The organism is Streptomyces sp. NPDC002896 (assembly GCF_040295225.1).
Lineage (GTDB): Bacteria > Actinomycetota > Actinomycetes > Streptomycetales > Streptomycetaceae > Streptomyces.
In genome coordinates this window covers 237,450-263,294 of the sequence record NZ_JBEOVA010000006.1, presented here as the reverse complement: position 1 = coordinate 263,294, position 25,845 = coordinate 237,450, and the positions used below count along the sequence as shown (strand labels likewise).

Annotated in this window: 19 protein-coding genes; 11 read left to right on the top strand and 8 right to left on the bottom strand. The window is 69.0% G+C overall.

The features are described from left to right. Position 1: 1 nt before the first annotated feature. Positions 2-3,697, bottom strand: a complete 3,696-nt coding sequence (locus ABT009_RS12740; RefSeq protein WP_351292583.1) for a nitrate reductase subunit alpha — start codon at positions 3,695-3,697, stop codon at positions 2-4. 232 nt (positions 3,698-3,929) lie between these two features. On the opposite strand from ABT009_RS12740, the gene ABT009_RS12735 reads away from it, so the two are divergent. The 3 genes from ABT009_RS12735 to ABT009_RS12725 all read left to right on the top strand — a co-directional run bounded on the left by ABT009_RS12735 (position 3,930) and on the right by ABT009_RS12725 (position 5,907). Beyond that, positions 3,930-4,625 (top strand): hypothetical protein, encoded by a 696-nt coding sequence (locus tag ABT009_RS12735; protein WP_351292581.1) that lies wholly within the window; start codon positions 3,930-3,932, stop codon positions 4,623-4,625. 400 nt (positions 4,626-5,025) lie between these two features. Further along, positions 5,026-5,361, top strand: coding sequence for a YnfA family protein (locus ABT009_RS12730; RefSeq protein ID WP_351292579.1), 336 nt, complete (start codon positions 5,026-5,028; stop codon positions 5,359-5,361). 222 nt (positions 5,362-5,583) lie between these two features. After that, entirely contained in the window at positions 5,584-5,907 is a 324-nt protein-coding gene (locus ABT009_RS12725; protein ID WP_351292577.1) for a class I SAM-dependent methyltransferase, read from the top strand. Positions 5,908-6,032: 125 nt separating this feature from the next. On the opposite strand, the gene ABT009_RS12720 is transcribed toward ABT009_RS12725, so the two are convergent. Beyond that, positions 6,033-7,064: a LacI family DNA-binding transcriptional regulator gene (locus ABT009_RS12720; protein WP_351292575.1), complete on the bottom strand. Its 1,032-nt coding sequence runs from the start codon at positions 7,062-7,064 to the stop codon at positions 6,033-6,035. Between the two features lie 212 nt (positions 7,065-7,276). Here ABT009_RS12720 and ABT009_RS12715 point away from each other — a divergent pair, with 212 nt between their 5' ends. The 3 genes from ABT009_RS12715 to ABT009_RS12705 all read left to right on the top strand — a co-directional run bounded on the left by ABT009_RS12715 (position 7,277) and on the right by ABT009_RS12705 (position 9,830). Next, on the top strand, positions 7,277-8,032 hold the full coding sequence (locus ABT009_RS12715) for a ThuA domain-containing protein (RefSeq protein WP_351292573.1): 756 nt from the start codon (positions 7,277-7,279) through the stop codon (positions 8,030-8,032). Further along, the gene (locus tag ABT009_RS12710) at positions 8,029-9,213 is read left to right on the top strand and encodes a Gfo/Idh/MocA family protein (protein ID WP_351292571.1); all 1,185 of its coding nucleotides are present in this window, start codon (positions 8,029-8,031) and stop codon (positions 9,211-9,213) included. Before ABT009_RS12715 ends, ABT009_RS12710 begins: the two co-directional genes overlap by 4 nt. A gap of 146 nt (positions 9,214-9,359) precedes the next feature. Continuing rightward, positions 9,360-9,830, top strand: coding sequence for a hypothetical protein (locus ABT009_RS12705; protein ID WP_351292569.1), 471 nt, complete (start codon positions 9,360-9,362; stop codon positions 9,828-9,830). On the opposite strand, the gene ABT009_RS12700 is transcribed toward ABT009_RS12705, so the two are convergent. Beyond that, positions 9,820-10,626 (bottom strand): helix-turn-helix domain-containing protein, encoded by an 807-nt coding sequence (locus tag ABT009_RS12700; protein ID WP_351292567.1) that lies wholly within the window; start codon positions 10,624-10,626, stop codon positions 9,820-9,822. The genes ABT009_RS12705 and ABT009_RS12700 overlap by 11 nt on opposite strands. 201 nt (positions 10,627-10,827) lie before the next feature. On the opposite strand from ABT009_RS12700, the gene ABT009_RS12695 reads away from it, so the two are divergent. The 3 genes from ABT009_RS12695 (at position 10,828) to ABT009_RS12685 (ending at position 13,913) form a co-directional block, all read left to right on the top strand. Continuing rightward, positions 10,828-11,133: a 4a-hydroxytetrahydrobiopterin dehydratase gene (locus ABT009_RS12695; RefSeq protein ID WP_067275753.1), complete on the top strand. Its 306-nt coding sequence runs from the start codon at positions 10,828-10,830 to the stop codon at positions 11,131-11,133. Positions 11,134-11,166: 33 nt separating this feature from the next. Continuing rightward, positions 11,167-11,880, top strand: a complete 714-nt coding sequence (locus ABT009_RS12690) for a class I SAM-dependent methyltransferase (protein ID WP_351292565.1) — start codon at positions 11,167-11,169, stop codon at positions 11,878-11,880. A gap of 137 nt (positions 11,881-12,017) precedes the next feature. Then, entirely contained in the window at positions 12,018-13,913 is a 1,896-nt protein-coding gene (locus ABT009_RS12685) for a rhamnogalacturonan lyase (protein ID WP_502989858.1), read from the top strand. A 517-nt stretch (positions 13,914-14,430) separates the two neighbouring features. On the opposite strand, the gene ABT009_RS12680 is transcribed toward ABT009_RS12685, so the two are convergent. After that, complete coding sequence (locus ABT009_RS12680) at positions 14,431-14,733, bottom strand: hypothetical protein (RefSeq protein ID WP_351292563.1); 303 nt, start codon at positions 14,731-14,733, stop codon at positions 14,431-14,433. Between the two features lie 394 nt (positions 14,734-15,127). Between ABT009_RS12680 and ABT009_RS12675 the strand changes: the two genes are divergently transcribed. Next, a complete protein-coding gene (locus tag ABT009_RS12675; RefSeq protein WP_351292561.1) occupies positions 15,128-16,303 on the top strand; it encodes a serine hydrolase domain-containing protein in 1,176 nt (391 codons plus the stop codon). On the opposite strand, the gene ABT009_RS12670 is transcribed toward ABT009_RS12675, so the two are convergent. After that, positions 16,236-17,627: a vanadium-dependent haloperoxidase gene (locus tag ABT009_RS12670; protein WP_351292962.1), complete on the bottom strand. Its 1,392-nt coding sequence runs from the start codon at positions 17,625-17,627 to the stop codon at positions 16,236-16,238. The genes ABT009_RS12675 and ABT009_RS12670 overlap by 68 nt on opposite strands. Positions 17,628-17,634: 7 nt before the next feature. Further along, on the bottom strand, positions 17,635-17,949 hold the full coding sequence (locus ABT009_RS12665) for a hypothetical protein (protein WP_351293015.1): 315 nt from the start codon (positions 17,947-17,949) through the stop codon (positions 17,635-17,637). A 428-nt stretch (positions 17,950-18,377) separates the two neighbouring features. Between ABT009_RS12665 and ABT009_RS12660 the strand changes: the two genes are divergently transcribed. Next, positions 18,378-19,835, top strand: a complete 1,458-nt coding sequence (locus tag ABT009_RS12660; RefSeq protein WP_351292559.1) for a DUF7933 domain-containing protein — start codon at positions 18,378-18,380, stop codon at positions 19,833-19,835. Between the two features lie 60 nt (positions 19,836-19,895). On the opposite strand, the gene ABT009_RS12655 is transcribed toward ABT009_RS12660, so the two are convergent. Both ABT009_RS12655 and ABT009_RS12650 read right to left on the bottom strand, forming a co-directional pair. Further along, positions 19,896-22,568: a cellulose binding domain-containing protein gene (locus ABT009_RS12655; RefSeq protein WP_351292557.1), complete on the bottom strand. Its 2,673-nt coding sequence runs from the start codon at positions 22,566-22,568 to the stop codon at positions 19,896-19,898. A 120-nt stretch (positions 22,569-22,688) separates the two neighbouring features. Next, positions 22,689-25,604 (bottom strand): glycoside hydrolase family 48 protein, encoded by a 2,916-nt coding sequence (locus tag ABT009_RS12650; RefSeq protein WP_351292555.1) that lies wholly within the window; start codon positions 25,602-25,604, stop codon positions 22,689-22,691. Positions 25,605-25,845: the final 241 nt, after the last annotated feature.

Sequence of the window (25,845 nt, the reverse complement as noted above, 5' to 3'; positions counted from 1 at the left end):
GTCAGTACTCCACATCCTGCGAGCGGCGGCGGATGACCGTCACCTCGTCGCGCTGGTTGCCCGTCGGGCCCAGATAGTTGAAGCCCCATGACAGCTGGGCGTACCCGCCGATGAGATGCGACGGCTTGAGCAGCACGCGGGTCAGGGAGTTGTGGATGCCGCCGCGTTTACCGGTCGTCTCGGTCTTCGGGACGCTCACGGTGCGCTCCTGGGCGTGGTGCATGTAGACCGTGCCCGGCGGCATCTTGTGCGAGACGACCGCGCGGGCGACGACCACGCCGTTGCGGTTGACGGCCTCGATCCAGTCGTCGTCCCGGACGCCGATCGCGTCCGCGTCCTGCGGGGACATCCAGATGTTCTGGCCGCCGCGGGAGAGCGACAGCATGAACAGGTTGTCCTGGTACTCGGAGTGGATCGACCACTTGTTGTGCGGGGTCAGGTAACGGACCGTCACCTCCCGCTGTCCATCGGGCCCCAGCCGTGGCTCGCCGAACAGGCGGTTCATGTCCAGCGGCGGCCGGTAGACGGGCAGCGCCTCGCCCAGCTCGTGGATCCAGTCGTGGTCGAGGAAGAAGTGCTGCCGGCCGGTGAGGGTGTGCCAGGGCTTCAGATGCTCGGTGTTGAGCGTGAACGCGGTGTAGCGGCGGCCACCGGACTCACTCCCCGACCACTCCGGTGAGGTGATGACCGGGACGGGCGCGGCCTGCGTGTCCGCGTACGTGATGCGCTTGCCCTCGTGCTCGGCCGCCAGATGCGCCATCTCCTGGCCGGTGCGCGCCTCCAGGGTGCGGAAACCCTGCGTGGCCAGGCGCCCGTTGGTCGTGCCGGACAGCGCGAGGATGGTGTTCGCCGCCTTCACGGCGGTGTCCAGCGCCGGGCGCCCGTCGGCGGGGCCACCGCGTACGACACCGTTGCGGACCTTGAGCTCCTCCACCTCCTGGTCGGGCCGCAGGGCGATGCCCTTGACGGGGAGGCCCAGATCCTCCACCAGCGGGCCCAGCGCCGCGAACTTGGCGCCGATCGCGGTGTAGTCGCGCTCGACGACGGCGAGGTTCGGCAGCGTCTTGCCCGGCACGGGCTCGCACTCGCCACGCTTCCAGTCCAGGACGACGCCGCCGGGCTGCGCGGTCTCACCCGGTGTGTCGTGCTGCAGTGCGGTCGCGACGATGTCCCGGCGGACGCCGAGATGGCCCACCGCGAGCTCACTGAGCTTCCGCGCGAGGGCGTGGAAGGTGTCGAAGTCGGTGCGGGCCTGCCACGGCGGGTCCACCGCCGGCGAGAAAGCGTGCACGTAGGGGTGCATGTCCGTGGTCGACAGGTCGTGCTTCTCGTACCAGGTCGCGGCGGGCAGCACGACGTCCGACAGGAGCGTGGACGAGGTCTGCCGGAAGTCCAGCGACAGCAGGAGGTCGAGCTTGCCCTCGGGTGCCTCGTCCCGCCAGGTCACATCCCTCGGCCGTTCGTCCTCTCCGGCCTCCTCGGCCCGCAGCGACGAGTGCGTGCCCAGCAGGTGTTTGGTGAAGTACTCGGCGCCCTTCGCCGACGAGCCGAGCAGATTGGCGCGCCACAGGGTCAGTACGCGCGGCCAGTTCTGGGGCGCGTCCGGATCCTCGACCGCGAACTTCAGCTCCCCGGTCCTGAGTTGCGCCACGGCGTGCGCGATCGGGTCGCCGAACACGTCCCCGAGGTCCAGGGGATTCCGGTCGAAGGTCGGGTACGACGGCATCCACCCGGAGCGCGCGGACAGCGCCAGGCAGTCGACGCCCGTCATGCCCGCGAACTGGCCCCTGCCCAGCGGGGACGCATGCACGTCGGCCGCGAACTTGTCGTAGCGCCACTGGTCGGTGTGCAGGAACCAGTACGCGGCGCCGATCATCTGCCGCGGCGGCCGCTGCCAGTCCAGGGCGCCAGCGAGCGTGGCCCAGCCGGTGAACGGCCGGCACTTCTCCTGGCCGACGTAGTGCGCCCAGCCGCCGCCGTTGCGGCCCTGGCAGCCGGTGAGCTGCAGCAGCGCGAGAAAGGCACGGTAGATCGTCTCGGAGTGGAACCAGTGGTTCGTTCCGGCACCCATCAGGATCATGCAGCGGCCCCGCGACTTCTCCGCGGTCCGCGCGAACTCCCGGGCGATCCTGATGGCCTGGGCCGCGGGCACGGAGGTGTGCACCTCCTGCCAGGCCGGGGTGCCGGGCGCCTCCGCGTCCTCGTACGACGACGGCCAGTCACCCGGAAGACCCGGCCGCCCCACCCCGTACTGGGCCAGCAGCAGATCGAAGACCGTGGTGACCAGGAGACCTCCCGGCCCGCCGATCCGTGTGGCGGGGACCCCGCGGCGCATGACCTCGCCGCGCCCCTGCCCGTGCTCCCCGCCCTCCGTGTCGAAGCGCGGCAGCAGCACCTCGACCGGCATCGCGCGGTACGTGCCGTGCAGGGTCAGCCGCGGGCTGATGTCGCCCAGATCCAGGTTCCACCGGCCCTTGCCGGTGTCAGTCCAGCGGAAGCCCAGCGAGCCGTTCGGCACGGCGGGATGCCCGGTGGCCGCGTCCAGGACGACCGTCTTCCACTCCGCGCCCTCCCCGGCCTGGTCGAGATCGGAGGCCCGCAGGAACTTCGACGGCACGTACGCACCGTCCCGCTCGGTGAGCGTGACCAGGAAGGGCAGATCGGTGAACTTCCGCACATAGTCCGCGAAGAACGGCGTCTCACGGTCGACGAAGAACTCCTTGAGAACCACATGGCCCATGGCCAGCGCGAGCGCCCCGTCGGTGCCGGGATGCGGATGCAGCCACTCATCGGCGAACTTGGCGTTGTCCGCGTAGTCCGGGGCGACCACCACGACCTTCTGGCCGCGATAGCGGGCCTCCGCCATCCAGTGCGCGTCGGGCGTACGCGTGACGGGCACGTTGGAGCCCCACATCATCAGATACGCCGCGTCCCACCAGTCACCCGACTCCGGTACGTCGGTCTGGTCGCCGAACACCTGCGGCGAGGCGACCGGCAGATCCGCGTACCAGTCGTAGAAGGACAGCATCGGCGCGCCGATCAGACCCATGAAACGGGCCCCGCCCGCGTGCGACACCATCGACATCGCGGGAATCGGCGAGAACCCCGCGATCCGGTCCGGGCCCCACGTCTTGATGGTGTGGACGTGCGCCGCCGCCACGATCTCCACAGCCTCGTCCCAGGTGGCGCGCACCATGCCGCCCTTGCCGCGCGCCCGCTGGTACCTGCGCCGGCGCTCCGGGTCGCCCTGGATGTCCGCCCACGCCAGCACCGGGTCCTTCAGGCGCTGCTTGGCCTCCCGGTACATCTCGAGGAGCACGCCCCGGAGGTAGGGGTAGCGCACGCGCGTCGGCGAGTACGTGTACCAGGAGAACGCGGCGCCCCGGGGGCAGCCGCGCGGTTCGTACTCGGGGCGGTCGGGGCCCACCGACGGATAGTCGGTCTGCTGGGTCTCCCACGTGATGATGCCGTCCTTGACGTACACCTTCCAGCGGCACGAACCCGTGCAGTTCACACCGTGCGTCGAGTTCACGACCTTGTCGTGGCTCCACCGGTCCCGGTAGAAGGCGTCCCCCTGGCGGCCGCCCTTGAACTGCACACTGTGCAGATCAGGCGCCGCAGTCCCGCGCCGGAAGAACTTCCCCGTACGCAGGAGCACCGCGCCTGGTTCGGCGGGGGTCCCCGTGGTCTGTGTCACCGTGAGCTCCCTTGGTGGACCATGCCTCGAAACCTAGGGGCGGAGCGGGACGGCCACCTGCTCACTGCGTCCGTACGGGTGAGCAGCTGTTGGTTGGGCTGTAGGTCACAGTTGGCGATCGGGTCCCTCCTGCGGGTGAATGGGGCTGGTTCTTCGGATCGTGCGATCACCGGGAACGCATGATCGGTGCTGGCAGCTGAGTTCGCTGTGAGCAGGGGAGGGGGAGTGGCCGGTGGCACGCAAGCGTGGGAGAGGGCGTGAACTGCGTGTGCTGGCGGCTGCGTTCACCGTGGCGGCGCCGTCGGGGGCGCGGATCCGGGACCGGCTGCGCCTGGAGCCGGCCGATGAGAAGGTTCTACGCCTGGTGGGCGAGCACCTGGGCCGCCAACAGCGGGCCGATCTGGCCGAGCGGGTCAGGATCGGCCAGGTCACAGCGAAGGACACGCAACGGGGGTCGCGGAAGAAGAAGCTCACCGCAGTGTCCTCGTCGCGGTGGGCCGGGGCGATGACCCGCGCCAGCGAGGACCAGTACCAGCTGTCGATGCGCTGCCTGTACGACGAGCGCGCCGGCCTGCGCCGGGCCATCCACGCCATCACCCGCCGCCTGACCGCCCCGTGCGGCCCCGCGGCCACACGGGACGGCCGTCTGCGCACCGCGATCAGCCAACTGATCGCCCTCGCCAGGCAACACGGCTGCGCGGGGATTGCGATCGAAGACCTGGGCTTCGCCGAAGCCCGCGCCACCGGCCGGGAGACCATGGGCCGCGGCAGGCGCGGCAACACGTTCCGCCGCACCGTGGCGGGCATCCCCACCGCCCGTTTCCGCGAACGCCTGCGCGGCATGGCCCACCACCAGGGCATGGTCGTCATCGCCGCCGACCTGCCTACACCAGCCGCTGGGGCGCCCGGCACTGGACCAAGCCCCTGAAGTACCAGTCCACCAAGACCACGGTCACCCGGCATCACGCAGCCGGTGTGGCCATCGGCAGGCGCGCCCTCGGGCACGGGATCCGGCGTCGGCCAGGTGTGACCGCCCACCACCAGAGGATGGTGGCGCGGAGAGCTACCGGCCAGGCCGCATCCCACCCCAAGGCGTGCGGGACCGCGAGCCCACCCAGGACAGCGGGCACGCCCAACCCGGGCGGCAAGACCCGACTGCGCCGAGGTGACCAGCTCGCGCTGTTCCTCGACCCTCAAGACCGTTCGGAGGGTCACCGGACCGTCACTGGCCGGGTTTATGGCGAGTTGGCCAACACCGGCCAACAACCCTAGGAACGGTACGGTGCTGGTGCTCGACCCCGTTCGCCTGCCGGAAAGACCCCGCCACCGTGCTCGTCGCTCGCTCCGTCGCCCTGTTCGCCGTCGCCGCACTCCTCGAGATCGGGGGTGCCTGGCTGGTCTGGCAGGGCATCCGTGAACACCGCGGCTGGATCTGGATCGGGGCCGGCGTCATCGCCCTCGGTCTGTACGGCGTGGTGGCCACATTCCAGCACGACGCGAACTTCGGCCGCATCCTGGCCGCGTACGGCGGCATCTTCGTCGCCGGCTCGATCGCCTGGGGCATGATCGCCGACGGCTACCGCCCCGACCGCTTCGACGTCATCGGCGCGCTGATCTGCCTCGCCGGGATGGCGGTGATCATGTATGGGCCTCGCGCGCACTGACCCACCCGCCTGGTCGCAGCCCTGCGATGGCTAGGCTGACCTGCACAGACGAGGAGGGAGGGGGCATGGAGCAGGCCCCCGGAAGACGGGCGGGACCTGGCTGAGACCCAGCAAGCGCACTGGCAGAACACGTACACCGTTCACCCCGGCATATACGGCGAGCAGCCCTCCGCCCCTGCCGTCCACGGCGCGGGCGTCTTCCATGCCGCCAGAGCCAGGGACGTGCTCGAGCTGGGCTCGGGGCACGGCCGCGACGCCCTGTACTTCGCCAGGGAAGGCTTCCGCGTCCAGGCCCTCGACTTCAGCGCCGCCGGCCGCCTCGGGGTGTTCGTCTACACCGTCCGGCACGTCGGCGACGCCCACTACGGTACCGGAACCGCCCACGGCGACGAGATCTACGAGCACGGTGGTTTCGCCGTGCACTTCTTCTCCAACGACCTGGTCGACGCCCTCGCCGACGGCTGGAGCGTGGACGAGGTCCATGCCTTCGAGGAAGGCGAGCTGCCTCGCCTCTTGTGGCGCGTCACGCAGAGTCTGCCCCACTGACCGCCGAGCCGGACGATCGATTCGCCTGGCACCTTGAGAGCGTGACGCACCGAAATCCCGGAGCCGCGCTGCCGAACCGTCGGCGACCCGCAGTCGCTCACCGCCCCGGGCCGAGGACGTCGGAGTCAGTGACGGTCGCGGGTGCTGCCGCGGACGACGAGCGACGTGGCCAGCTCGACCCGGGGGCTTTCCAGTTCCTCGCCGCCGATCAGCCGGACGAGCGTCCGCAGAGCGGTGCCGCCCATCTCCTTCAGCGGCTGGCGCACGGTCGTCAGCGGCGGGGTGACCCACCGGGCCTCAGGCAGGTCGTCGAAGCCCACGACGCTGACGTCCCGCGGCACCCGCAGCCCGGCCTCCGCCAGAGCGTCGTAGCCGCCGATGGCCATGTGGTCGGAGCAGATGAACAGGGCCGTGGGCGGCACGGGCAGCCGAAGGAGCGCTTCGACATGCCGCTTGCCGCTGGCACGGTCGTAGGTTCCGTGACGCACCAGTTCCGGCGGTGTGTCGATGCCCGCCGCCGCCATGGCCGAGCGGTAGCCGGCGATGCGGGCCCGGGCGAAGAGGTGTCGTGGCGGCCCGGTCACCAGGCCGATCCGCTCGTGCCCGAGCTCCAGAAGGTGGGTGGTCGCCTCGTAGGCCCCGGCCCAGTTGGTGGTGCCGACGGACGGCACACCAGGGGGCGGGTCGCTGAGGGGGTCGATGACCACGCAGGGGACCTGAGCCTGCTGGAGCCGGGCGAGCTGCTCGTCGGTGGGCTCGGTCAGGCCCAGCACCACTCCCGCGCTGCCGCGCTCCAGGATGCGGTCCACCCAGTCCGGGGCGTACTGGCCGCCGGTGGCGACAGGCGCCCGGGCGAGGGAGATCGCCACGTGCAGTCCCGCCTCATACGCCGCCGCCTCCATACCGCTGGCGACGCTCGCCGGCCAGGAGCCGTCCAGCCCTCCCAGGACCAGGTCGACGGTGCGGGCGGACCAGTCGGTGAGGGAGACCCCCCGGCGGATGTACCGGTGCCGACGCAGGGCTGAGTCGACCTTGTCCCGGGTGTCCTGCGAGACGTCGTCGCGGCCGTTGAGGACCTTGGAGACGGTGGAGACGGAGACGCCGGCCGTTTCGGCGATCTGGGCGAGGGTCGGGCGAGACGTCCGGCCACCGGTCATGGATGGGCTCCCTGCTGTCCCCGGTAATTTTCGCAAATAATCTAGATCGGCGCTGCGCCCCCTGACAAGAATTACTTGCTCCGCTCGCTCGGGTTTGGGCGCCTTGACACGCTAACCCGCCACACCTAGCTTCTCTCTCGCCGCCCGAAGAGCTGGAATGTCGCGAAAAAATTTTCGTACCTGGTGGGATCGGAGCCTCTATGTCGCCCAATATGTCCGCCGATCCGTTGCGGGTCACCGTATGGGGTGAGGGTCGTCACGAGCAGCGGGACGCGCACGTCGCGCGGTTGTATCCGCAGGGCATGCATGGAGCGGTCGCCGAGGGCGTCCGCCTGAATCTTGGTGACGAAGTCCGGGTCCGCACCGCGACGCTGGACGAGCCGGAGCACGGCCTAACTGAGGAAGTGCTCACCGACACGGATGTCCTGACATGGTGGGGGCACATCGCTCACGACGAGGTGTCGGACGAGGTAGTGGACCGCGTGCACCGGCATGTCTTGGCCGGGATGGGCCTGATCGTGATGCATTCCGGGCACTGGTCGAAGATCTTCACCCGGCTGATGGGCACGACGTGCACCCTGCGCTGGCGCGCCGAACGGGACCGCGAGCTGGTGTGGACCGTCGATCCGGCCCATCCGATCGCAGCCGGTGTGCCACACCCGATCGTGATCGACGAGCAGGAGATGTACGGGGAGTTCTTCGACATCCCCGCCCCCGACGAGCTGGTGTTCATCAGCTCCTTCTCGGGCGGCGAGGTGTTCCGCAGCGGCTGCACGTTCCGCAGGGGCCACGGGCGGATCTTCTACTTCAGCCCCGGGGACCAGGACTATCCCGTCTACCACCACCCCGATGTGAGGCGCGTCATCGCTAACGCCGTCACCTGGGCCGCCCCGACGGCGGAACGCCGGACCCCACGGCTGGCCCACAGCGAGACCGGCTGGTTCGAGGTCGAAGGCCCCCGGTCGTGAACGCGCACGCATTCCGCACCCTGCCGGCCACCGGCGCTCCGCTTCGGGTGATCGTCGTGGGCGCCGGGGGGATGGGCCGGGCCTGGCTGCACGCCGTCCAGACTTCCCCCGACACCGAGTTGGCCGGAGTCGTGGACCTCGACCCGGAGGCGGCCCGCATCGCCGCCGCCGCGGTGGGCGCACCCGACACCCCGACCGGCACGGACCAGGCCGCGCTCGCCGCCGAGACCGGCGCCGAGGCCGTCATCGATGTGACCAGCCCCGCCGCCCACCTGCCCGTCACTCTCCGGGCACTCGACCTCGGCCTGCCCGTGCTCGGCGAGAAGCCCGCGGCCGCCTCCGTGGCCGAGGCGCTGCGGCTGGCGGCGGCGGCCGAGCGGTCGGGCCTGCTGTTCATGGTCAGCCAGTCCCGCCGCTACAACCGGCAGCTGTTCCGGTTTCGGGAACTGGCCCGCCGGCTGGGCGACCTCGGTATCCTCACCACCGAGTTCTTCCTGGCGCCGCGCTTCGGCGGCTTCCGCGACGCCATGGCGCACCCGCTGCTCCTGGACATGGCCATACACCCTTTCGACACCGCGCGGTTCCTGCTGGACGCCGAGCCCGTGTCCGTCTACTGCCGTGGGTACAACCCCGCCTGGAGCTGGTACGCCGGCGACGCCGCCGCCACCGCCGTCTTCGAGATGACCGGCGGTGTCCGCTACGTCTACACCGGCAGCTGGTGCAGCCCGGGCCTGGAGACGTCATGGAACGGCGCCTGGCGCCTGAGCGGCGCGCACGGCACCGCCGTCTGGGACGGCGACACTCCGCCCCGGATCGACGCGAATGACACACCGCCGGACGAGGACAGCGGAATGCCGGACGCTGCGGAGAGTATCGAGGGTGCCCTCGCCGAGTTCGTACACGCGCTGCGCACCGGCACCGTCCCCCGGGGCGAGATCCACGAGAACGTCATGAGCCTGGCCATGGTTGACTCCGCGGTCCTGTCAGCGACCGAGGACCGGCGGGTGCACGTGGACGAGGTACTGGACGCCGCGCACCGCGAGGCGATCGCCACGGCCGACGACGCCGAACGCGAGCTCCTCGCCTCCTGGCCCTCCGCGCGGACCGCCCTGAGGCGACCGTGTCCTACGGGGCGAGGCGGAGGAGTCTCCAGGGCGTCGACGGGTCGGGCTGCCGAATAGGGCCTCACCGCCATTACCTCGCACGTAATCGACCGGGTCCCGACGCCGAGGGCATGGTGGTCGCACTGTACCCCGGGCCGCCGCACTGCGGCCCGGGGTACAGGTCCCGACCAGCGCTTTCGACCTCGATGGAGGCTGAGTCCGCCATGCCCGCCATGCCCACGCCCACGTCGTCCGCGACCACGTCCGCGTCCCCGCTCGCCGTCCTGGCCCGTAGCTCCGAACCCGCGACCATGCTGCGCCGCTTCCTCGCCCTCGACGCCGTCGTGACCACCGCCAACGGCCTCGCCTACGTCGCCGCGTCCGGGCCCATCGGGCGGCTGCTCGGGGTGGACGCGGGGCTGCTGCTCGCCCTCGGTGTGTTCCTGGCGGTCTTCGGAGCCGCAGTCGGGGTGATCGCCGGGCGCGGGCGCCCGCCGGTCCTCGCCGTCCGTGCCGTGATCGAGGCCAACCTGCTCTGGACGGCGCTCAGCCTCATCGCCCTCGCAGTCTGGCTCTCGCCGACCACCGCAGGTGCCGTCTGGGTCCCGTTGCAGGCCCTGACCGTGGCGGGCTTCGCAGGCCTGCAGTACGCGGCGCTGCGGATGCTGAGCGCCGTACCCGGCCTCAGGGCATGAGGGACTGCAGATACTTGACCGTCGCCGGGTCGGCCGGGAGGAACGTCTCGATGGCCAGCTCGGCGACGGTCACGTCCATCGGTGTGTTGAACGTCGAGATCGACGAGACGAACGACAGCACGCGGCCGTCGTGCTCGATCCGCAGCGGAAGGGCGAAGTACGGCACCGGATCCGCGGGCCCCTCGGTGCCGGTGTCCGGGATGTCGGGCACCGGATACGCCGCGACCTCTTCGTACAGCGCACGCAGCGCATCCGAACGCATCAGGGCGATCTGGCGCTCCATCTGGGCCAGCAGATGGCCGCGCCACTCGCGCAGATTGCGGATCTTCGGCGCCAGGCCCTGGGGGTGCAGCGTCAGCCGCATGGCGTTGAGGGGCGGGGTGAGCAGATGGTCCGGGAGGCCGTCGAGCAGCATCGCGATACCGAGGTTGGCGGCGACCACGTTGTACGTCGCGTCGACCACGAGCGCCGGATAGGGCTCGTATCCCCCCAGCAGCCGTTCCAGGCCCTCGCGCAGCGAACCCAGCGCCGGATCGTCCAGCGGGGTCTCCGGATACCTGGGCGCGTAACCGGCCGCCAGCAGAAGCGCGTTGCGCTCGCGCACCGGCACGTCCAGATGCTCGGCCAGGCGCAGTATGAGCTCCTCGCTGGGCCGGGACCGGCCCGTCTCCACAAAACTGATGTGCCGCGCCGACGAACCGGCCCGCAGCGCCAGCTCCAGCTGGCTGACCCCGCGCTGCTCACGCCAGCCGCGCAGCAACGCGCCGACTCCCGTGGCTCCCGTACTCGCTCCCATGCCCCCGACCGTAGTAGCCCGACCGCAGGAGAGGCACGGGCACGGAAGGCGCCGGGGCTCCGCCGGGGCGACCGGGCACCTGCCCTGTGGCAGGCTGAGGCGAGGACCACCCGCAGGCAAGCAGGCGTGTACGTCGTCCACGTAGTGGTACGAGGTACACGTGGTCGTACGTCGTCGTACTCGTACGGAAGGAGCGCGGCCATGGCCGTCGAACCGCTGTCGCAGAAGGACATCGAGGACCGGCTCGCGGAGCTGCCGGGATGGTCGCTCGACGGCGACCGCCTCGCCCGCTCGTACCGGCTCGGCTCCCACTTCGCGGCCACCGCGCTGGTCGTGCACATCGCGCAGGTCCAGGACGCGCTCGACCACCACTCGGACCTGACTCTCGGCTACAACACCGTCTCCCTCACCGTGAACACCCACAGCGTGGGCGGCGCCGTCACCGAACTCGACTTCAAGCTGGCGCACAAGGTGGAGGAGCTGGCGGCGGGGCACGGTATCCGCTGAGCGACGCGGAGACAGAGGAGACAGGGGGGCGAGGTGCTGGACTACGACGAGGAGGCGGCGGTCTACGACCGTACGCGCGGAGGCGAACCCAGGGCGCAGGCCGCTGCCGAGGCCGTCCTCGGACTCGTCCCCGCCGCCTCGGGCACCCTGCTCGACGTGGCGTGCGGCACCGGCCTGGTGACCAGCAGGCTGACCAGAGCCGGGCTGCGAACGACGGGTGTCGACATATCACCCGGCATGCTGAGCGTCGCCGCGCGGCGTCTGGACGGCGCCGTGGTGCTCGGCGACAGCCGCCGACTCCCTTTCGCGGACGGCTCGTTCGATGCGGTCACCGTCATCTGGCTGCTGCATCTTCTGCCGGACGCGGCGCCCGTGGTGGCCCAGGCGGCACGCGTGCTGCGGCCCGGCGGGGTCTTCGTGACGACCGTCGACAAGAACGCCGCGCACGAGGTGGGCAGTGACATCGACGCACTCGTCGCACCGCACCGCTCGGCACATGCCGCCGACGCGTCCGCCCGCATCACCGAGTACGCCGCCTCGCACGGCCTGCGCCCGTGCGGCGAGGCCCGCTTCCGGGGCCACGGTCAGGGCCGTACTCCGCGTCGCCTCGCGCACGACATCCGGCGCGGCAGGGTGTACGCGACGGGCGGGCAGGCCCTCGCGGAACGCGTCGAGGCCCTGCCGGACCCGGACACGCCGCGCGCGGAACCGGTCTACCGGCTCCGGGCGTTCCGCCGCGACGCCTGAGGGCCCGCCGCCATCCGGGGATCCCCTCCCGGACTCCTCCCTGAATCCCCGCGGGATTTCCGCACCGGAAGCGGCAACTCGCCTGCGTGCAGCGGCAACTGAGGGACCGGAACTCATCCGTCCCTCGGGAGGCAACCGTGCACAACGAGCACCCGCACCCGTATCCGCACCACCGCAGACGCCGCGCGACCCGCGCCCGCGTCCTCGTGACGGCCGTCGTGGCCGGTGCGATGGCCGCCGCCGGGCTCACGGCGCTGTCGGGCACGTCTTCGGCGGCGACGGCCCGGCAGGCCGAGAAGCTGGACCGCGGCGTCGTCAGCGTCCACACCGACAGCGGCAACCTCGTGAGCTGGCGCTGGCTGGGCACCGACCCGGACAACGTGTCGTTCAACGTCTACCGGGCCGGTACGAAGGTCAACTCGTCGCCGATCACCGGCTCCACGAACTACTTCCACTCCGGCGCGCCCAACTCGGCCGACTACACGGTCCGCGCGATCGTGAACGGCGTCGAGCAGGGCGACTCGGTGCACGCCATCCAGTTCCGCTCCGGCTACAAGGACGTGCCGATCACGCCCCCGGCCGGCGGCACGACACCGGACGGCGTGGCCTACACCTACGAGGCCAACGACGCCTCCATCGGCGACCTCGACGGTGACGGCGCCCTGGACTTCGTCCTGAAGTGGCAGCCCACCAACGCCAAGGACAACTCGCAGTCCGGCTACACCGGCAACACGATCATCGACGGCATCAAGCTGGACGGGACCCGCCTGTGGCGCATCGACCTGGGCAGGAATATCCGCTCGGGCGCGCACTACACCCAGTTCCAGGTGTACGACTACGACGGCGACGGCAAGGCCGAGGTCGCCATGAAGACGGCCGACGGCACGGTCGACGGCCGGGGCACCACCATCGGCAGTTCCTCAGCCGACTACCGCAACTCCAGCGGTTACATCCTCTCCGGGCCCGAGTACCTGACCATGTTCAACGGGCAGACGGGCGCCGCGATGGGCACCGTCGACTACGTCCCGGCGCGCGGCACGGTGTCGTCCTGGGGCGACTCGTACGGCAACCGCGTCGACCGCTTCCTCGCAGGGACGGCCTACCTCGACGGCTCCCGACCGTCCCTGATCATGGCGCGCGGCTACTACACACGTACGGTGATCGCCGCCTGGGACTGGCGGAACGGCGCCTTCACCCGCCGCTGGACCTTCGACACCAACTCCTCGACGAACACCGGCAAGGGCTTCGACGGGCAGGGCTCGCACAGCCTGTCCGTCGGCGACGTCGACAACGACGGCAAGGACGAGATCGTCTACGGCGCGATGGCCGTCGACGACAACGGCTACGGCCTGTGGACGACGAAGACCGGGCACGGCGACGCCCAGCACCTGGGGGACCTGGACCCCTCGACCTCGGGCCTGGAGTACTTCAAGGTGTCCGAGTCGACCTCCCAGCCCGCCGAGCTCTACATCAATCCCTCCAACGGATCCGTCCGCTGGAAGCTCGACGCCTGCTGCGACAACGGCCGCGGTGTCGCGGGCGACATCTACGCGGGCAACGACGGCGCCGAGGTGTGGTCCGCGTCCGACACGTACATCCGCGACGAGGCGGGCGCCACGAAGGGCCGCGAACCGTCCTCCGTGAACTTCCTGTCCTGGTGGGACGGCGACACCACCCGTGAACTCCTCGACGGCACCCACATCGACAAGTACGGCACGTCGTCCGACACCCGTCTGCTGACCGGCTCCTCCGTCCACTCCAACAACGGCACCAAGGCGACACCGTCCCTGTCCGGTGACATCCTCGGCGACTGGCGCGAGGAGGTCGTCTGGCCGACCAGTGACAACACCGCACTGCGGATCTACTCCACGCCGATCGAGACCAGCACGAAGATCACCACCCTGCTCCACGACACGATGTACCGCACGGGTCTGGCCTGGCAGAACACCGCATACAACCAGCCGCCGCACCCGAGCTTCTTCATCGGCAACGGCATGCCGACCGCACCGCGGCCGACCATCACCACGCCGTAACAGGTAAACGCCCTACGGAATAACGCCCCACGGAATGCGGAAACAGCGGCGGGTGCGTGCATGACTTCTGCACGCACCCGCCTTGAGCGTGCTGCCTGCACGTAGACCCGTATGGCGGCGGGACGATCATCCGGTTGGGCCTGTCGGCTGTTCATTTGGCGGATATGGGCTTGCGGTCTGGTAGACCGAATGCGCTGAGCAAGGCGTCGATTATCCGACGTCTTTCCGTATTCGCAGGAAGGGCTGTAGTGCGTTTTTCTGTCAGAAGTCGTCATCGGTGCGAATTCCGGTGGCCGTTCCGCTCGCTGAGATCCGCCGCATTGCCTGGTGCCGCCGTGTCGGCGGCCTTCGGGCTGGCGATGGTTTCACCGGGCATGACCCCGGCGGCGCCCGCGGCGGCAGCCACGGGCAACGTGCTCGCGTGGAGGCAGAACAGTTTCGAACAATTGAATGAAGAAACGTTCCATGACAGTGCTGTGCCGGTCCAGACGGACGCGACCAGCGCCGCCGGCAGCCGTCACGGTCCCGTCGCCGTGCAGGCCCAGTCCGCGTCGCCTCCCGCCTCTCCGCCCAGCACGCCTCCCGCCTCTCCGTCCAGCAAGCCTCCCGGCTCTCCGTCCAGCAAGCCTCCCGGCTCTCCGTCCAGCAAGCCTCCCGGCTCTCCGTCCAGCACGCCTCCCGGCTCTCCGTCCAGCAAGCCTCCCGGCTCTCCGTCCAGCAAGCCTCCCGCCTCTCCGTCCAGCACGCCTCCCGGCTCCCCGCCCAGTACGCCTCCCGCCTCCCCGCCGACCACGACGCCTCCCGCCTCTCCGCCGACCACGACGCCGCCTGCCTCCCCCCAACGGCCGACTCCCGGCGCGCCGACCCCTCCGGGCAAAGGCCCCGGTGGTTCCCTCGCGAACAGCGGGACGGACGACCATGCCCCCACCCTCCTGGCCACGGCCGCGGGCGCCCTCGTGGCGGGGGTCGCAGGGGTTCTCCTGCGACGACGCAGGCCGCGGGAGTCCTGACCGCAACGGCTCGCCCGGCCTCCGGTGACGGGTGATCTCGCCGGAGCCCGGGTCCCGCCGCCGTCCAGGTCGGCATGAGTGTCGTCAGCAGGGTGGCGGGCTCGGGCGGGCGATGGCCGACGCCGACACCTAGCATCCGGAAAGAGGCCCCCGTCACGACATGAAGGGGGAAACCCCGCCTTCGCATGCATGGAGGGCTCCACCGTGCGCAGACCTGAGACAGCGATGCTGACGTCCCTGACGCTGGTTCTCGGTACGTCGCTGGCAGGCTGCGCCGGTGCGGAGGCCGAGAGCGCGCGGCAGACGTGTCCGTCGGGCCAGATCTCCCGAGGAGAGACCTGTATTCCGGCCGACACCGCCGAATTCGTGAAGAACGCGGTCGGCGAATCACTGAAGAAGTACAAGCTCAATGCCGCCATGGCAGGCGTATGGGTCGACGGGGAGAGAATCTCGACCGTCGCTTCGGGAGAGTCGATGACGGGCGTCCCCGCCTCGACGGACATGCACGTCCGGATCGGCGCCGTCGCGATTCCCTATCTGACGACCGAACTGCTCAGACTCGTCGATCAGGGAAAGGTCGCGCTCGACGACAGGATCTCCCGGTGGCGCCCCGATCTCCCGCGCGCGGACGAGATCACACTGAAAATGCTGGCCTCGACCACCTCCGGATACTCGGACTACGTCCGGGACCGCAAGTTCGTGGCCGACCTCTACAAGAATCCGTTCCGGCAGTGGACGTCGGACGAACTCGTGAAGATCTCCGTCTCCAAGCCCCTCGAGAAACCCCCGGGAACCGGCTTCGTCTACTCGCACGCGAACTGGCAGATCCTCGGGGACATCATCTCGAAGGTGGAGAAGAAGCCCCTCGCGGACGTGATGCGGAACGACATCCTGAAGCCCCTCGGCCTCACTCAGACGGAGAACCCGTCCACAGCCGAGATCACCGCTCCGGTGCTCCACGCCTTCGACAACGAACGCGGCGTGTTCGAGGACTCCACCTACTGGAATCCGTCGTGGACGCTGGCACCGGGAGCGGTGATGACGGCAACACTGGACGACATGGGGAAGTCGGTGGCGGCGCTCGGCGAGGGCACGTTGCTGACGCCCGAGTCCCACAGGCTGCAGATCACGCCCGTCTCCAAGGTGACGGCGACGACCTCCTACGCCCTCGGCCTGGCCGTGCAGAACACCTGGCTCCTGCAGAACCCGTCATTCGCCGGCTACCAGGGAACAGTCGCCTATCTCCCCGCCAAGAAGATCGCGATCGCCACGGTCGCGACCCAGGGGATCGGCAGTGACGCCGCCGAGAATTTCAGTACCGATCTCCTGGTGTCGATCGCGAACCATGTGGCTCCGGACAAGCCTCTGAAGAGCGACTGAGCACCGGTGCCGCAGCCGAGCGTGCCGAGTGCAGCGGCTGGAAGTAGTGGGTGACGGTATAGACGCCGATTCGGTCGCCGGCTTGGCATCCGGCGATGTCCGCTGAGCGGGAGTGGATGCCGGCCCAGACACGGGCGTCGATCATGTCCTCGTTCAGCTGGTCGGCGAATTCGTAGTGCCGCGTTGTGCCGGTGGCCTCGGAGGACATGTTGAGGTCGAGGTGTGAGGTGCCGAGGATGCCGGTCAGGGTCCTGGTCACGGCGCCGGTGACCGCGGTGTGACCGCTGACGTAGTCGGGGTGGGGCGGCGTGACGAGGAGCGGCTGCCACTGCGGGTCGGCTTCGGTTGCGGGATTGCCGTCGGTGTCGGCCAGGTGGATGGCGGTGATCGGCCGCCAGAATCCGTAGTGGAGCTTGGCGTCCCATGAGGCGATGACGGCGTCGGTCGCGGCAGCGTTCGCCGCGGCGAACAGCCGGGCCGTCTCGGCGATGCCCAGCTGGTGCCGGGCGCTGAAATCCCGGAACGCCTCTTGGAGCGGCACCACCAGACTGCCCCCGAAGAACAGAGCGGTCTCGGTCTGCTGCGCGGTGCGTGCCGAGCCCGTCTTCGCCCCCATGGTTCGCACCTCGTTCACGTCGTCGGCATAGCGGGCCGAGGACAGGGCGGGCGGCTCGCCGGGACGGAACTGGGACGGGGATTTGAGCAGCAGCGGGCGCAGTCTGCCGAGCCAGGTGTCGATGAAGGGCAGGTGGGCAGGCGGGGTGGGCCGCCACACGCCGGGCGCGGGCGGAGTGGTGAACTCCACCGGCTCGAACCTGCTGTCGTTCTCGCGCAGGTCGATGATGTGGTCGGCGGCGCGTTCCCCGAAGGCCACACCCTGCCGCTTCGCGGTGCCGTCGGGGATCCTGGCGAGGGAGTCGGCGTAGGCGGCGTCGAGCGGGGCCTGGGAGGTGGGGAAGTAGGTGACCAGTACGCGGTGTGCGGCGGTCACGGCCGCCGCCTCGGGCGATGCGGTGGAGGGCCCGCGCACCTGCCACTTGTACGGGGCATAGCCGCCCTCGATGCCGACCACGGCGTTGTAGACGGCGACCGAGACGAACCCGTGCCAGATGACCGCCTGCCCGGAAGGGCGGGTGGGGGTGAGGTTGGCGCTGATGGTGTCGGTCGCGATGGCGTTCCACTCGCGGATCGCCGCGGGGTCCGCCGAAGGCGGCGACTGACTGCCGGCGGAGGCTGTGGAGCCGGCCAGGGCCGTGAGGGCGAGGAGGAGCAGTGATGCGACAGTGCCGATGGCGGCCCGTCTGCCCGAACGTGAAGCTTCCATAACCGACTTAACAGCCAAATAGGTGGACGGTAACGCCGACTCGACCGTCGCGCCCGCCGGTATGCCCGACGACGCGGTCCACGACGAGCCGTATCCGGACGTGCATGCCCGTGCCACCCGGGCTCCATACGAAGCGGCTGCCGTCGGCCGCTGCCGTGACCGTGCCGCCGCCCGTGACGCCCGAAGGGCCTTGTCCCGCACACCAGTTGAAGCAGGTGAACTTGCTGCCGCTGTCCCGCTGTCCGAGGTTCGCGGTGCCGTAGATCGTCGAGCCCGTTCCGTACGTGACCATGACCGTGCCCGGGCTCTGCCGGTCATCCATTTCGATGAAACACCTGTTCAGCTGCACTCGTTCAAAAACCTGAAACATCACTCGTCGTATTTGTGAAATCTACTTCCACTCGCAGGGTTCAATCCAAGGCGACCAACACGGTGAACGCTGAAACTCTTGAGTCAGCCGGTCACCCATTGCTGGGTGCGTGTGCTGCAATTTGGCCGACCTGCCTGTCGGTGCACATATGCGGTTTGGGCTGCCTATGTCCGCTGTGCCTGTGTGCTGTGGTGATTGGAAATGAGGTGGTGGCAATTCCCGCAGTGAAGTTTTCCAGGCGCACTGCATCGGTGTCCGTGGTGGCACTTGCAATTGCGAGTGCTCCGCTGACTGCTCGAGCCCAGGCGCCCGTTGTGTCGGCGGGCGTGAACGCCATCCATGCACCTGGCACTCCGGGGGTCCCGCAGGCGCCGGTCACGGTGTTCGTCGAGGACTTCGAAAACACCGGCCAGACCCCAGTTCTGCTGGAGAACTACGTCGGGGCTCCACCGCTGAACGAGACGTACACAGCCGACCCGCCGTGGCTGGACCCCGCACAGTGCAACGGCATCATCCTCAACCCGACCAGTCCTGATCAGCCTGACTGCCCGAATGCACTGCTGAGGAGCATGGCCAGTGCGCTGGGGGAGGTCGGCGGGACGAATCCGCCGACGAACAACGTGGTCACCGCCTACACCAACTGGGTAAACCCGGGTGCCGATTTGGTGGAGTTCCGGACCGAGCAGCCGATCCCGATCGCGACGCCGAACCGCTACATCAGCTTCGCAGTGGACGCAGCCGTGGTGAACTGCGAACAGGCCCAGCCGCTGCTGAAGTTCTATCTGACCGGCGGCGGTCCGGACATCCCGACCTTCACCACCCCCATCAATCCCTGCACCGACCCCAACTCCAAGCCCTACCCCGGAGGAAATGGGATTATGGCCGGGTCGTTCGCCGGCAACAGTGCTGTACTGTTCACCGGTACCGAGTTGGGCATCAAGATGGTCAACGGGCAAGGCCAATGGTTCGGTAATGACCACGCATTCGACAACATTCGGATCCTGGATGCGACTCCCCAACTGGACAACGCGTTCAGTCCTGCCACCATCGATGAGGGCGGCATCTCGACGCTCACGATGACGGTGACGAACACCAGTGAACTGGCGGCGAAGAACAACTTCACCTTCACCGACAGGCTGCCCGCCGGGGTGAGCGTGGCATCGACCCCGAATGCGACGACGACGTGCGGCGACGGCACGGTCTCTGCGGTGGCGGGCGGCTCGTCCGTGACTCTGGGCGGCGGCGATCTGGCCGCCGATGAGGTGTCCTGTACGGTCACGGTGAATGTCACCGCTGACGCGACGGGTGCGTACGTCAGCGGCCCTGACAGGATCACTGCCGTTGGTCTCAACTCCCCGAACTCCGCGACCCTGACCGTCGTCACCCCGCCGGTCGTCCTGGAACATCCGAGTGATCAGGTCGTCAGCGCCGGCGAAGACGCTACGTTCACCGCTGACGCCTCCGGTGATCCGGCCCCGACGGTGCAGTGGCAGCGCCAAGCCGCCGCTGGCGGGCCCTGGACCGACATCCCCGGTGCCACTTCCACCACCTACACCCTGACCGATGCCACCCTCGCCGACAGTGGCAGCCGCTTCCGGGCTGTGTTCACCAACGCCGCCGGCACCACCGTCACCACCAACCCCGCCACTCTGACCGTCGTCAGAGCCCCCACAACTCCACCGGCCACAACACCACCAGCCACAACATCACCGGGCGGTCCATCGGGGACCCTGCCCCCGACCGGTGCATCGGTCACCGGACTGCTCGCATTCGTCGTCGCTCTGCTGATCGCGGGCAGCCTCGCGATCTTCGGCATCAGGATCCGCCGCACCCGTTGACCGGATGGCGCGTGCCCAGGCACGCGCCATCCGTCTGTGCGGGGAGACTTCAGCTGAGCATCAGTTGACCGCGCACCCCTCCTCTCCGAGTTTGAACGCCGTCGGCTTCCCGTTCGTGCCGGACGAGCTTCCCGTGAACCCGAACGCCACCGACGCGCCTGGCGCGACGTTCGCGTTCCAGTCCACGTTCTTCGCCGTGACCGCGGAACCGTCCTGCGTGTACGACGCGTTCCACATCTGGCTGACCTTCTGGCCGTCCGGGAAGGACCAGCCGAGCGACCAGCCGGACCAGGCCTGGTCACCGGTGTTGGTGACCGTGACGTCCGCCTGGAAGCCGCTCGACCACTCATTGGTGATCTTGTACGTCACGGTGCAGGCGCCCTCGGCCGGCGGGTCGGTGTCACCGTCCCCGTCGCCAGGGGGGTCGGTCTCGCCGCCGCCTGTGTCTGCCGTGTCGCCGTAGATGATGCCCCGGCCGTTCGTCGACACGTACACCCGCCCGTACACCCGCGGATCACCCGTGATCGCCGCACCCGTCCAGCCCCACTGATGGGCGTCGTCGTTGATGCGAACCCAGCTCTCGCCCGCGTCCGTGGACCGGAAGATGCCGCGCACTCCGCCGATCTTCGCGCTGGTGTAGAGCGTCTGGTACGAGGCGTCGGGCGCCGCTTTGCCGAAGCCGATCGTGTCGGCCTGCTCGACGCCCGACAGCTTGGTGAACGTGGCTCCCGCGTCCGTCGAGTGCCACAGACCGTACGTGCCGTTGGCCGAACCGCCGGCCAGCCAGATGTCGCCCTCCTCACCCGGAACCGCCTTGAAGCGGACGCTGCCGTCAGCCGGGAGACCAGTCGACGCCTTCTCGCTGAACGAGACGCCTCCGTCCGTACTGACGTAGAACTTGCCCGACTTGAAGCCGTAGAACTTCTTCGGGTCCACCCGGTCCGACTCGACGATCGCGCCCGCCGGGATGCCCGACGAGGCGGTCCACGATGAGCCGTATCCGGACGTGGTCTGCACGCCCGTGCCGTCCGGGCTCCACACGAAGCGGCTGCCGTCGGCCGCCGCCGCGACCGTGCCGCCGCCCGTCACGCCCGAAGGGTCCTGACCCGCGAACCAGTTGGAGCCGTTGTCCGTGGAGAAGGCCACGTGCGCGCCCGAGTCGATGTTGCCGACCCGCACCACCACGTCGGGCTTCGTCTCGGCGAAGTCCAGGCTCGTGGTCGACGTGAAGTTCGGCGAGGTGTACATCATCGACGGCACCTTGGTGAGGTCCGTGTGCCGGAAGCCGCCGATGTCACCGAGCGCGCTGAGCAGCGGGGCGCCGGACGGGGGAGAGGCGATGTCGTTGACCGCGGTCTCCTCCAGGCCCTCCACCATCGGCTTGATGGTGAACTTGCTCCCGCTGTCCCACTGGCCGAGGTTCTCGGTGCCGTAGATCGTCGCACCCGTTCCGTACATCATGCGGTTGGAGTTGAACGGGTCGATCTCCAGGGACTCCGTCATCCACCCGAGCTTCGGGGTCTGTTCGGGCGGCGACGGGTTCGCGCCCCAGGTCAGCCACGGGGACGACGACACATCCATGGTGTAGCGGTTCTCGCGGTTGGGGTACGAGGTGTAGTCCCAGGCCTTCGTCCACGTACCGCCGCTGTCCGTCGAGCGGAAGATCTGCGTGTCCGGCCACCAGGAACTGTAGCCCGTGACCATGACCGTGCCCGGGTTCTGCCGGTCGATCGTCAGGCCGCTGAAGCCGTAGTACGTGTCGGCCTCCGCGACCGGGCTGACGTTCTTCCACTCACCGGTGGCCGTGGCGTACCGCCACACCTGGCCCTTGCCGCCGTCGTACGGGCCGCCCGTGTCGCTGTAGGCGAGATAGAGGTAGCCGTTCTCGGCGTCCAGTACGCCCTTGTGGGCGAGGTAGCCGGTCGGCTGGCCCGCCACGCGGGACCAGGTGGCACCCGCGTCCGTCGAGCGGTAGACGGCGTTGTCCTTGTCGGCGACCCCGACGTAGATGGTCTGGGTCTTCGAGGAGCCCGTGCCCGTCGACTCGTCGAAGGTGACCCAGACGATGCCCTGGTTGTCGGACGCGTAGCCGCTGGTGTCGCTGGGGTCCTGTTGGTAATTGCCGACGTTGGGGAAGTTCGTGACCTGCGACCAGGTGGCGCCGGAGTCCGTGGAGCGCCACAGGCCCTTGCCGCTGGGGGCGCCGAGGTAGAGCACGCTGTTGTCGTGCGGGTCGACGGCCAGGCGCTCGCCCATGCCGCGGCCGGGCATGTTGCCGCCCAGCTTGAACGGCAGATCGGCCTTCTGCCAGCTCGCCCCGCGGTCGGACGACCGCAGCACGGCGCCCTTGCCCGGGTCCCAGTCGTTGGTGTAGGTGCCGACGGCCGCGTACACCTTGTCGGGATCGACCGAGTCGGACGCCAGGCTCACCACACCGGTGTGCCCCCAGTCGTCCCAGCCCACCGAGTCGAGCAGCGGTGTCCACGTCTTGGTGGACTCCTGCCAGCGGTAGGCGCCGCCGATGTCCGTACGGGCGTAGGCGAGGTTCTTCTCGGTGCGGTTGAAGACGATGCCGGGGACGAAGCCGCCCCCGTCGATCCGGGCGTTCTTCCAGGTGTAGGTGTCGGCGGCGATCGTCACGGGATCGTCGGCGGCCGCGACCGCGGGCGGGGTGCCCGCGAGCAGGCCGGCCGCCAGGGCGAGCGCGGCTGTGAGAGTGCGGGTTCTTCGCACGGTGATGTCCTCTCCGAAGAGCGGGGGAACGGGGGAGGAAGCAGGAAGGGAGGAACCGAGACCGGGCGGGCCCCGGGAAGCTGGGGCCCGCCCGGCGGGTGTACACGGAGCAGCGGGGGACTATTCGAAGAGCTCCGCATACGAGCCCATGGCGAGGGCAATGTCCGCCTGGGCCCAGAACCGGTGATACGTGAAGGTGGGCGCGGCTCCGCCCGCCAGGTAGCTCTCGATCTTCGACCAGGCCGGGTCGTCCTTGTAGAAGGAACGGATCGAGGCGAACGTCGACGACGAGTCGATCTTGTCGCCGTTCGGCATGGTGCCGGTCCAGCCGCTCGGGACGTACACGGCGTCGTCGAAGCGGTTGTAGTCGGCGCGGGTCTCCGGGACGGCGATGCCGAGGTCGTCCTGGTAGTTGTCCCACATGCCGTCGAGCAGCGCCTTCGCCGTCGTCTCGGCCTCCGTGTCACCGGACTTGGCGGCGTAGTACGACAAGGTCTTGGCGTACGCGGCCGTCACACCCACGTCGTTGGTGTAGTCGGCGACGGTGACGTGAAGGTCGCTGTTCTCGACCGGGCTCGACGGGTTCCAGGTCTCCGGGGCACCCGACCACTGGAGGGTGGACGGGACCTGGTACGTGCCGTCCGGGTTCACGGTCGTCTTCGACAGCGCCCAGTCGACCCACTTGTCGAGGACCTTCTTGGCGTCCGCGTCACCCGTCTCGTGGTAGTACTCGGCGACCCGCTCCATCGACCACGCCTGGAAGCCGAACCACTGGTTGGACGGCGGGTCGTGGTAGACGGGCTTCTCGTCGTAGTACATGCCGTAGAAGGTGGGCGTACCGGTCGGCGGGGTCGCGTAACGGCCCTGCCAGCTGTTGGTCGCGCCGCCCGCGATGGCACCCTCGTCGGACTGCAGCCACTGGTAGAACTCCAGCTGCCGGTCGAGGCTGGTCGCCCAGTCGGCCTGGCCGGTCGCCGACTTCGGCTTCAGGTCGGCGTACGAGCTCAGCGCGTAGGCCGCCATCGGGTTCTGGTAGCCGCCGTGCGCGTGGCTGGAGCCGATGCGCCAGGACCAGCCCGCCGAGGTGTCGGTGGCGCCGCCCCACGCGTAGTACCAGGACATCAGGTAGTGCGAGCTGTTCTTGCCGGTGCCCGCGGCACACGTGGACGGGCCCACGCAGTCGCCGACCTTCTTGAAGTACTTGTCGTACATGGCGTAGCGCAGGTAGTCGCCCATCTTGGCGGCCTTGCCGACGGTCGCCGACACGTCACCGCCCTTGCCCTGCTCCTTGGCCCACAGGTCGGCCCAGTACGCGGCCTGCACGGCACGCGCGTCGGCGTCGGGGGCGTTGGTGAACTTCCACTGCTTGGCGTACGAGGAGTCACCCGTGAACAGGTCCAGGTAGCCGTTCGTGCCGCCGTAGGTGAAGTTGTCGCAGGTCGGATGGGTGACGGTCTCCCACACGGACTCCTGCGGGCCGCGCTGGAAGGTGTTGATGTAGGACGGTCCCGTGTCGGACGGACCAGCCTGGCACTTACCGGGCGCGTTGCCGTATCCGTAGACGTTGTCGACGTCCTGGATCCAGTGCATGCCGTAGATGTCGTCCGTGCCGTACGCGCTCTTCAGCTCGGCGGCGATCGGGTCGGAGCCCGACGTGACCGAGGAGTCGAGCTTCGCCGGGTACTGCGACGGCTGGTCCCACTCGGGTGCGTAGGTGGCCGGCTTGGAGGCGTTGTAGAAGGAGTTCGTCGGCTGGTCGGCATGCGTGGGGATCATGTACTTCTCCATGATCTCCCACGCACCGTTGAACTTGGACCAGTCGCCGGTGATCTTCCCGTACATCGCCTGCAGCCAGATCAGGTAGCTGTACGCCTCCGAGGTCGTCTCGTGGCCGTGGTCGGGCGCCTCGACGATCAGGGTCTCGACCGAGTGGTACGGGATGCCCTCAGGCGAGAAGTAGCCGCTCGCCGGGTTGGTGATCTTCCCGTAGAGGTCGAGGAAGCGGGCGTCGTACGCCTTGCTGGCGGCCAGCTGGGTGACGGTGACCTCGGCCTTGGCGTGGTCGGGAGCCGATGCCGTGAACGTCGCCGCGCCCGTGCCGGACGAGTCGGCGCCGATCGTCACCTTCTGCGCCGTGCTCCAGTTCGACGGCGTGAAGGTGAGGCTCGCGCCCTCGGTGACCGACAGGCCCGAGTTGCCATCGGTGCGGGCCACCGACACCGTCACATTCGAGGACGGCTCGGTCGACAGCTTCACGTCGAAGGTTCCGGTCTTGCCTTGCTGGATGCCCAGTTGGGTGGGTGAGGCGACGACGGCCGGTCCCTCGGCGACCGTGATGCCCACCGGCGTGGACTCTGCGGACGCGCCGAGGCTGTCATACGCCTTCGCGTACAGCGAGTGGCTGCCCGCATCCAGACCGTCCGCGTCGTACGTGTACGGCGCGGACGTGTCGGTGCCGAGCAGCGTCGTGTCGTCGTAGAACTCCATCTTCGAGATGGTGGCGCTGTCGGCGGCCGCAGCGGTCGCGGCCATCGGCACGGTGTCGCCCTCGCTGTAGACCGCGCCCGCCTCCGGGCTGGTCAGCACGGTGACCGGCGGCTGATGGGCGCCGGCGCACGTGGTCCCGTTGATCGCGAAGCTCGTCGGCGCGGCGTTGGTGCCGCTATAGGTGAACTGGCCACCGGTGGAGATGGCGGCCCCGGCGGCGATCTTCCCGTTGTAGGACTCGTTCTTGACGGTGACCGTCTTGCCGGACTGCGACCAGATCCCGCTCCAGCCGTTGGTCAGCTTCTGGTCACCCGTGTAGTCGTACGTCAGGGTCCAGCCGTCGATCGCCTCGGACCCGCGGTTGGTGACCGTCAGCTCGGCGGTGAAGCCGGAGCCCCAGTCGTTCGTCTTGTAGTCGACGCTGCACTGCACGGCCGCCGCCTGTGCGGTTCCTTGCCCGGTCGCCAGCGTCGTCACGGGGATTGCGAGAGCCGCCACCACGGCGGTCCACAATCGCCGCGCGACGCGGCGTCTCCTTCTCTGGTGCATGCGCTGGTTTCTCCTCGCGGCTCGGAAAAGAGGGGTGGGGGTGGAGCAACAAGCCTTGAACCAGTGGGAGCGCTCCCATATTGGGGAGAGGGGCCTGAGGGGTCAAGGTTCTTGAAGAGTCGAACTGTTTCGATGGATGAAGAAAGTAACTCCCCTGGTTTTTACCGTCACTTGGCGCTAGCTTCGTACGCACCAGTGGGAGCGGTTCCATCAGTCGACGCGTTTGTCATGAACGCGCACG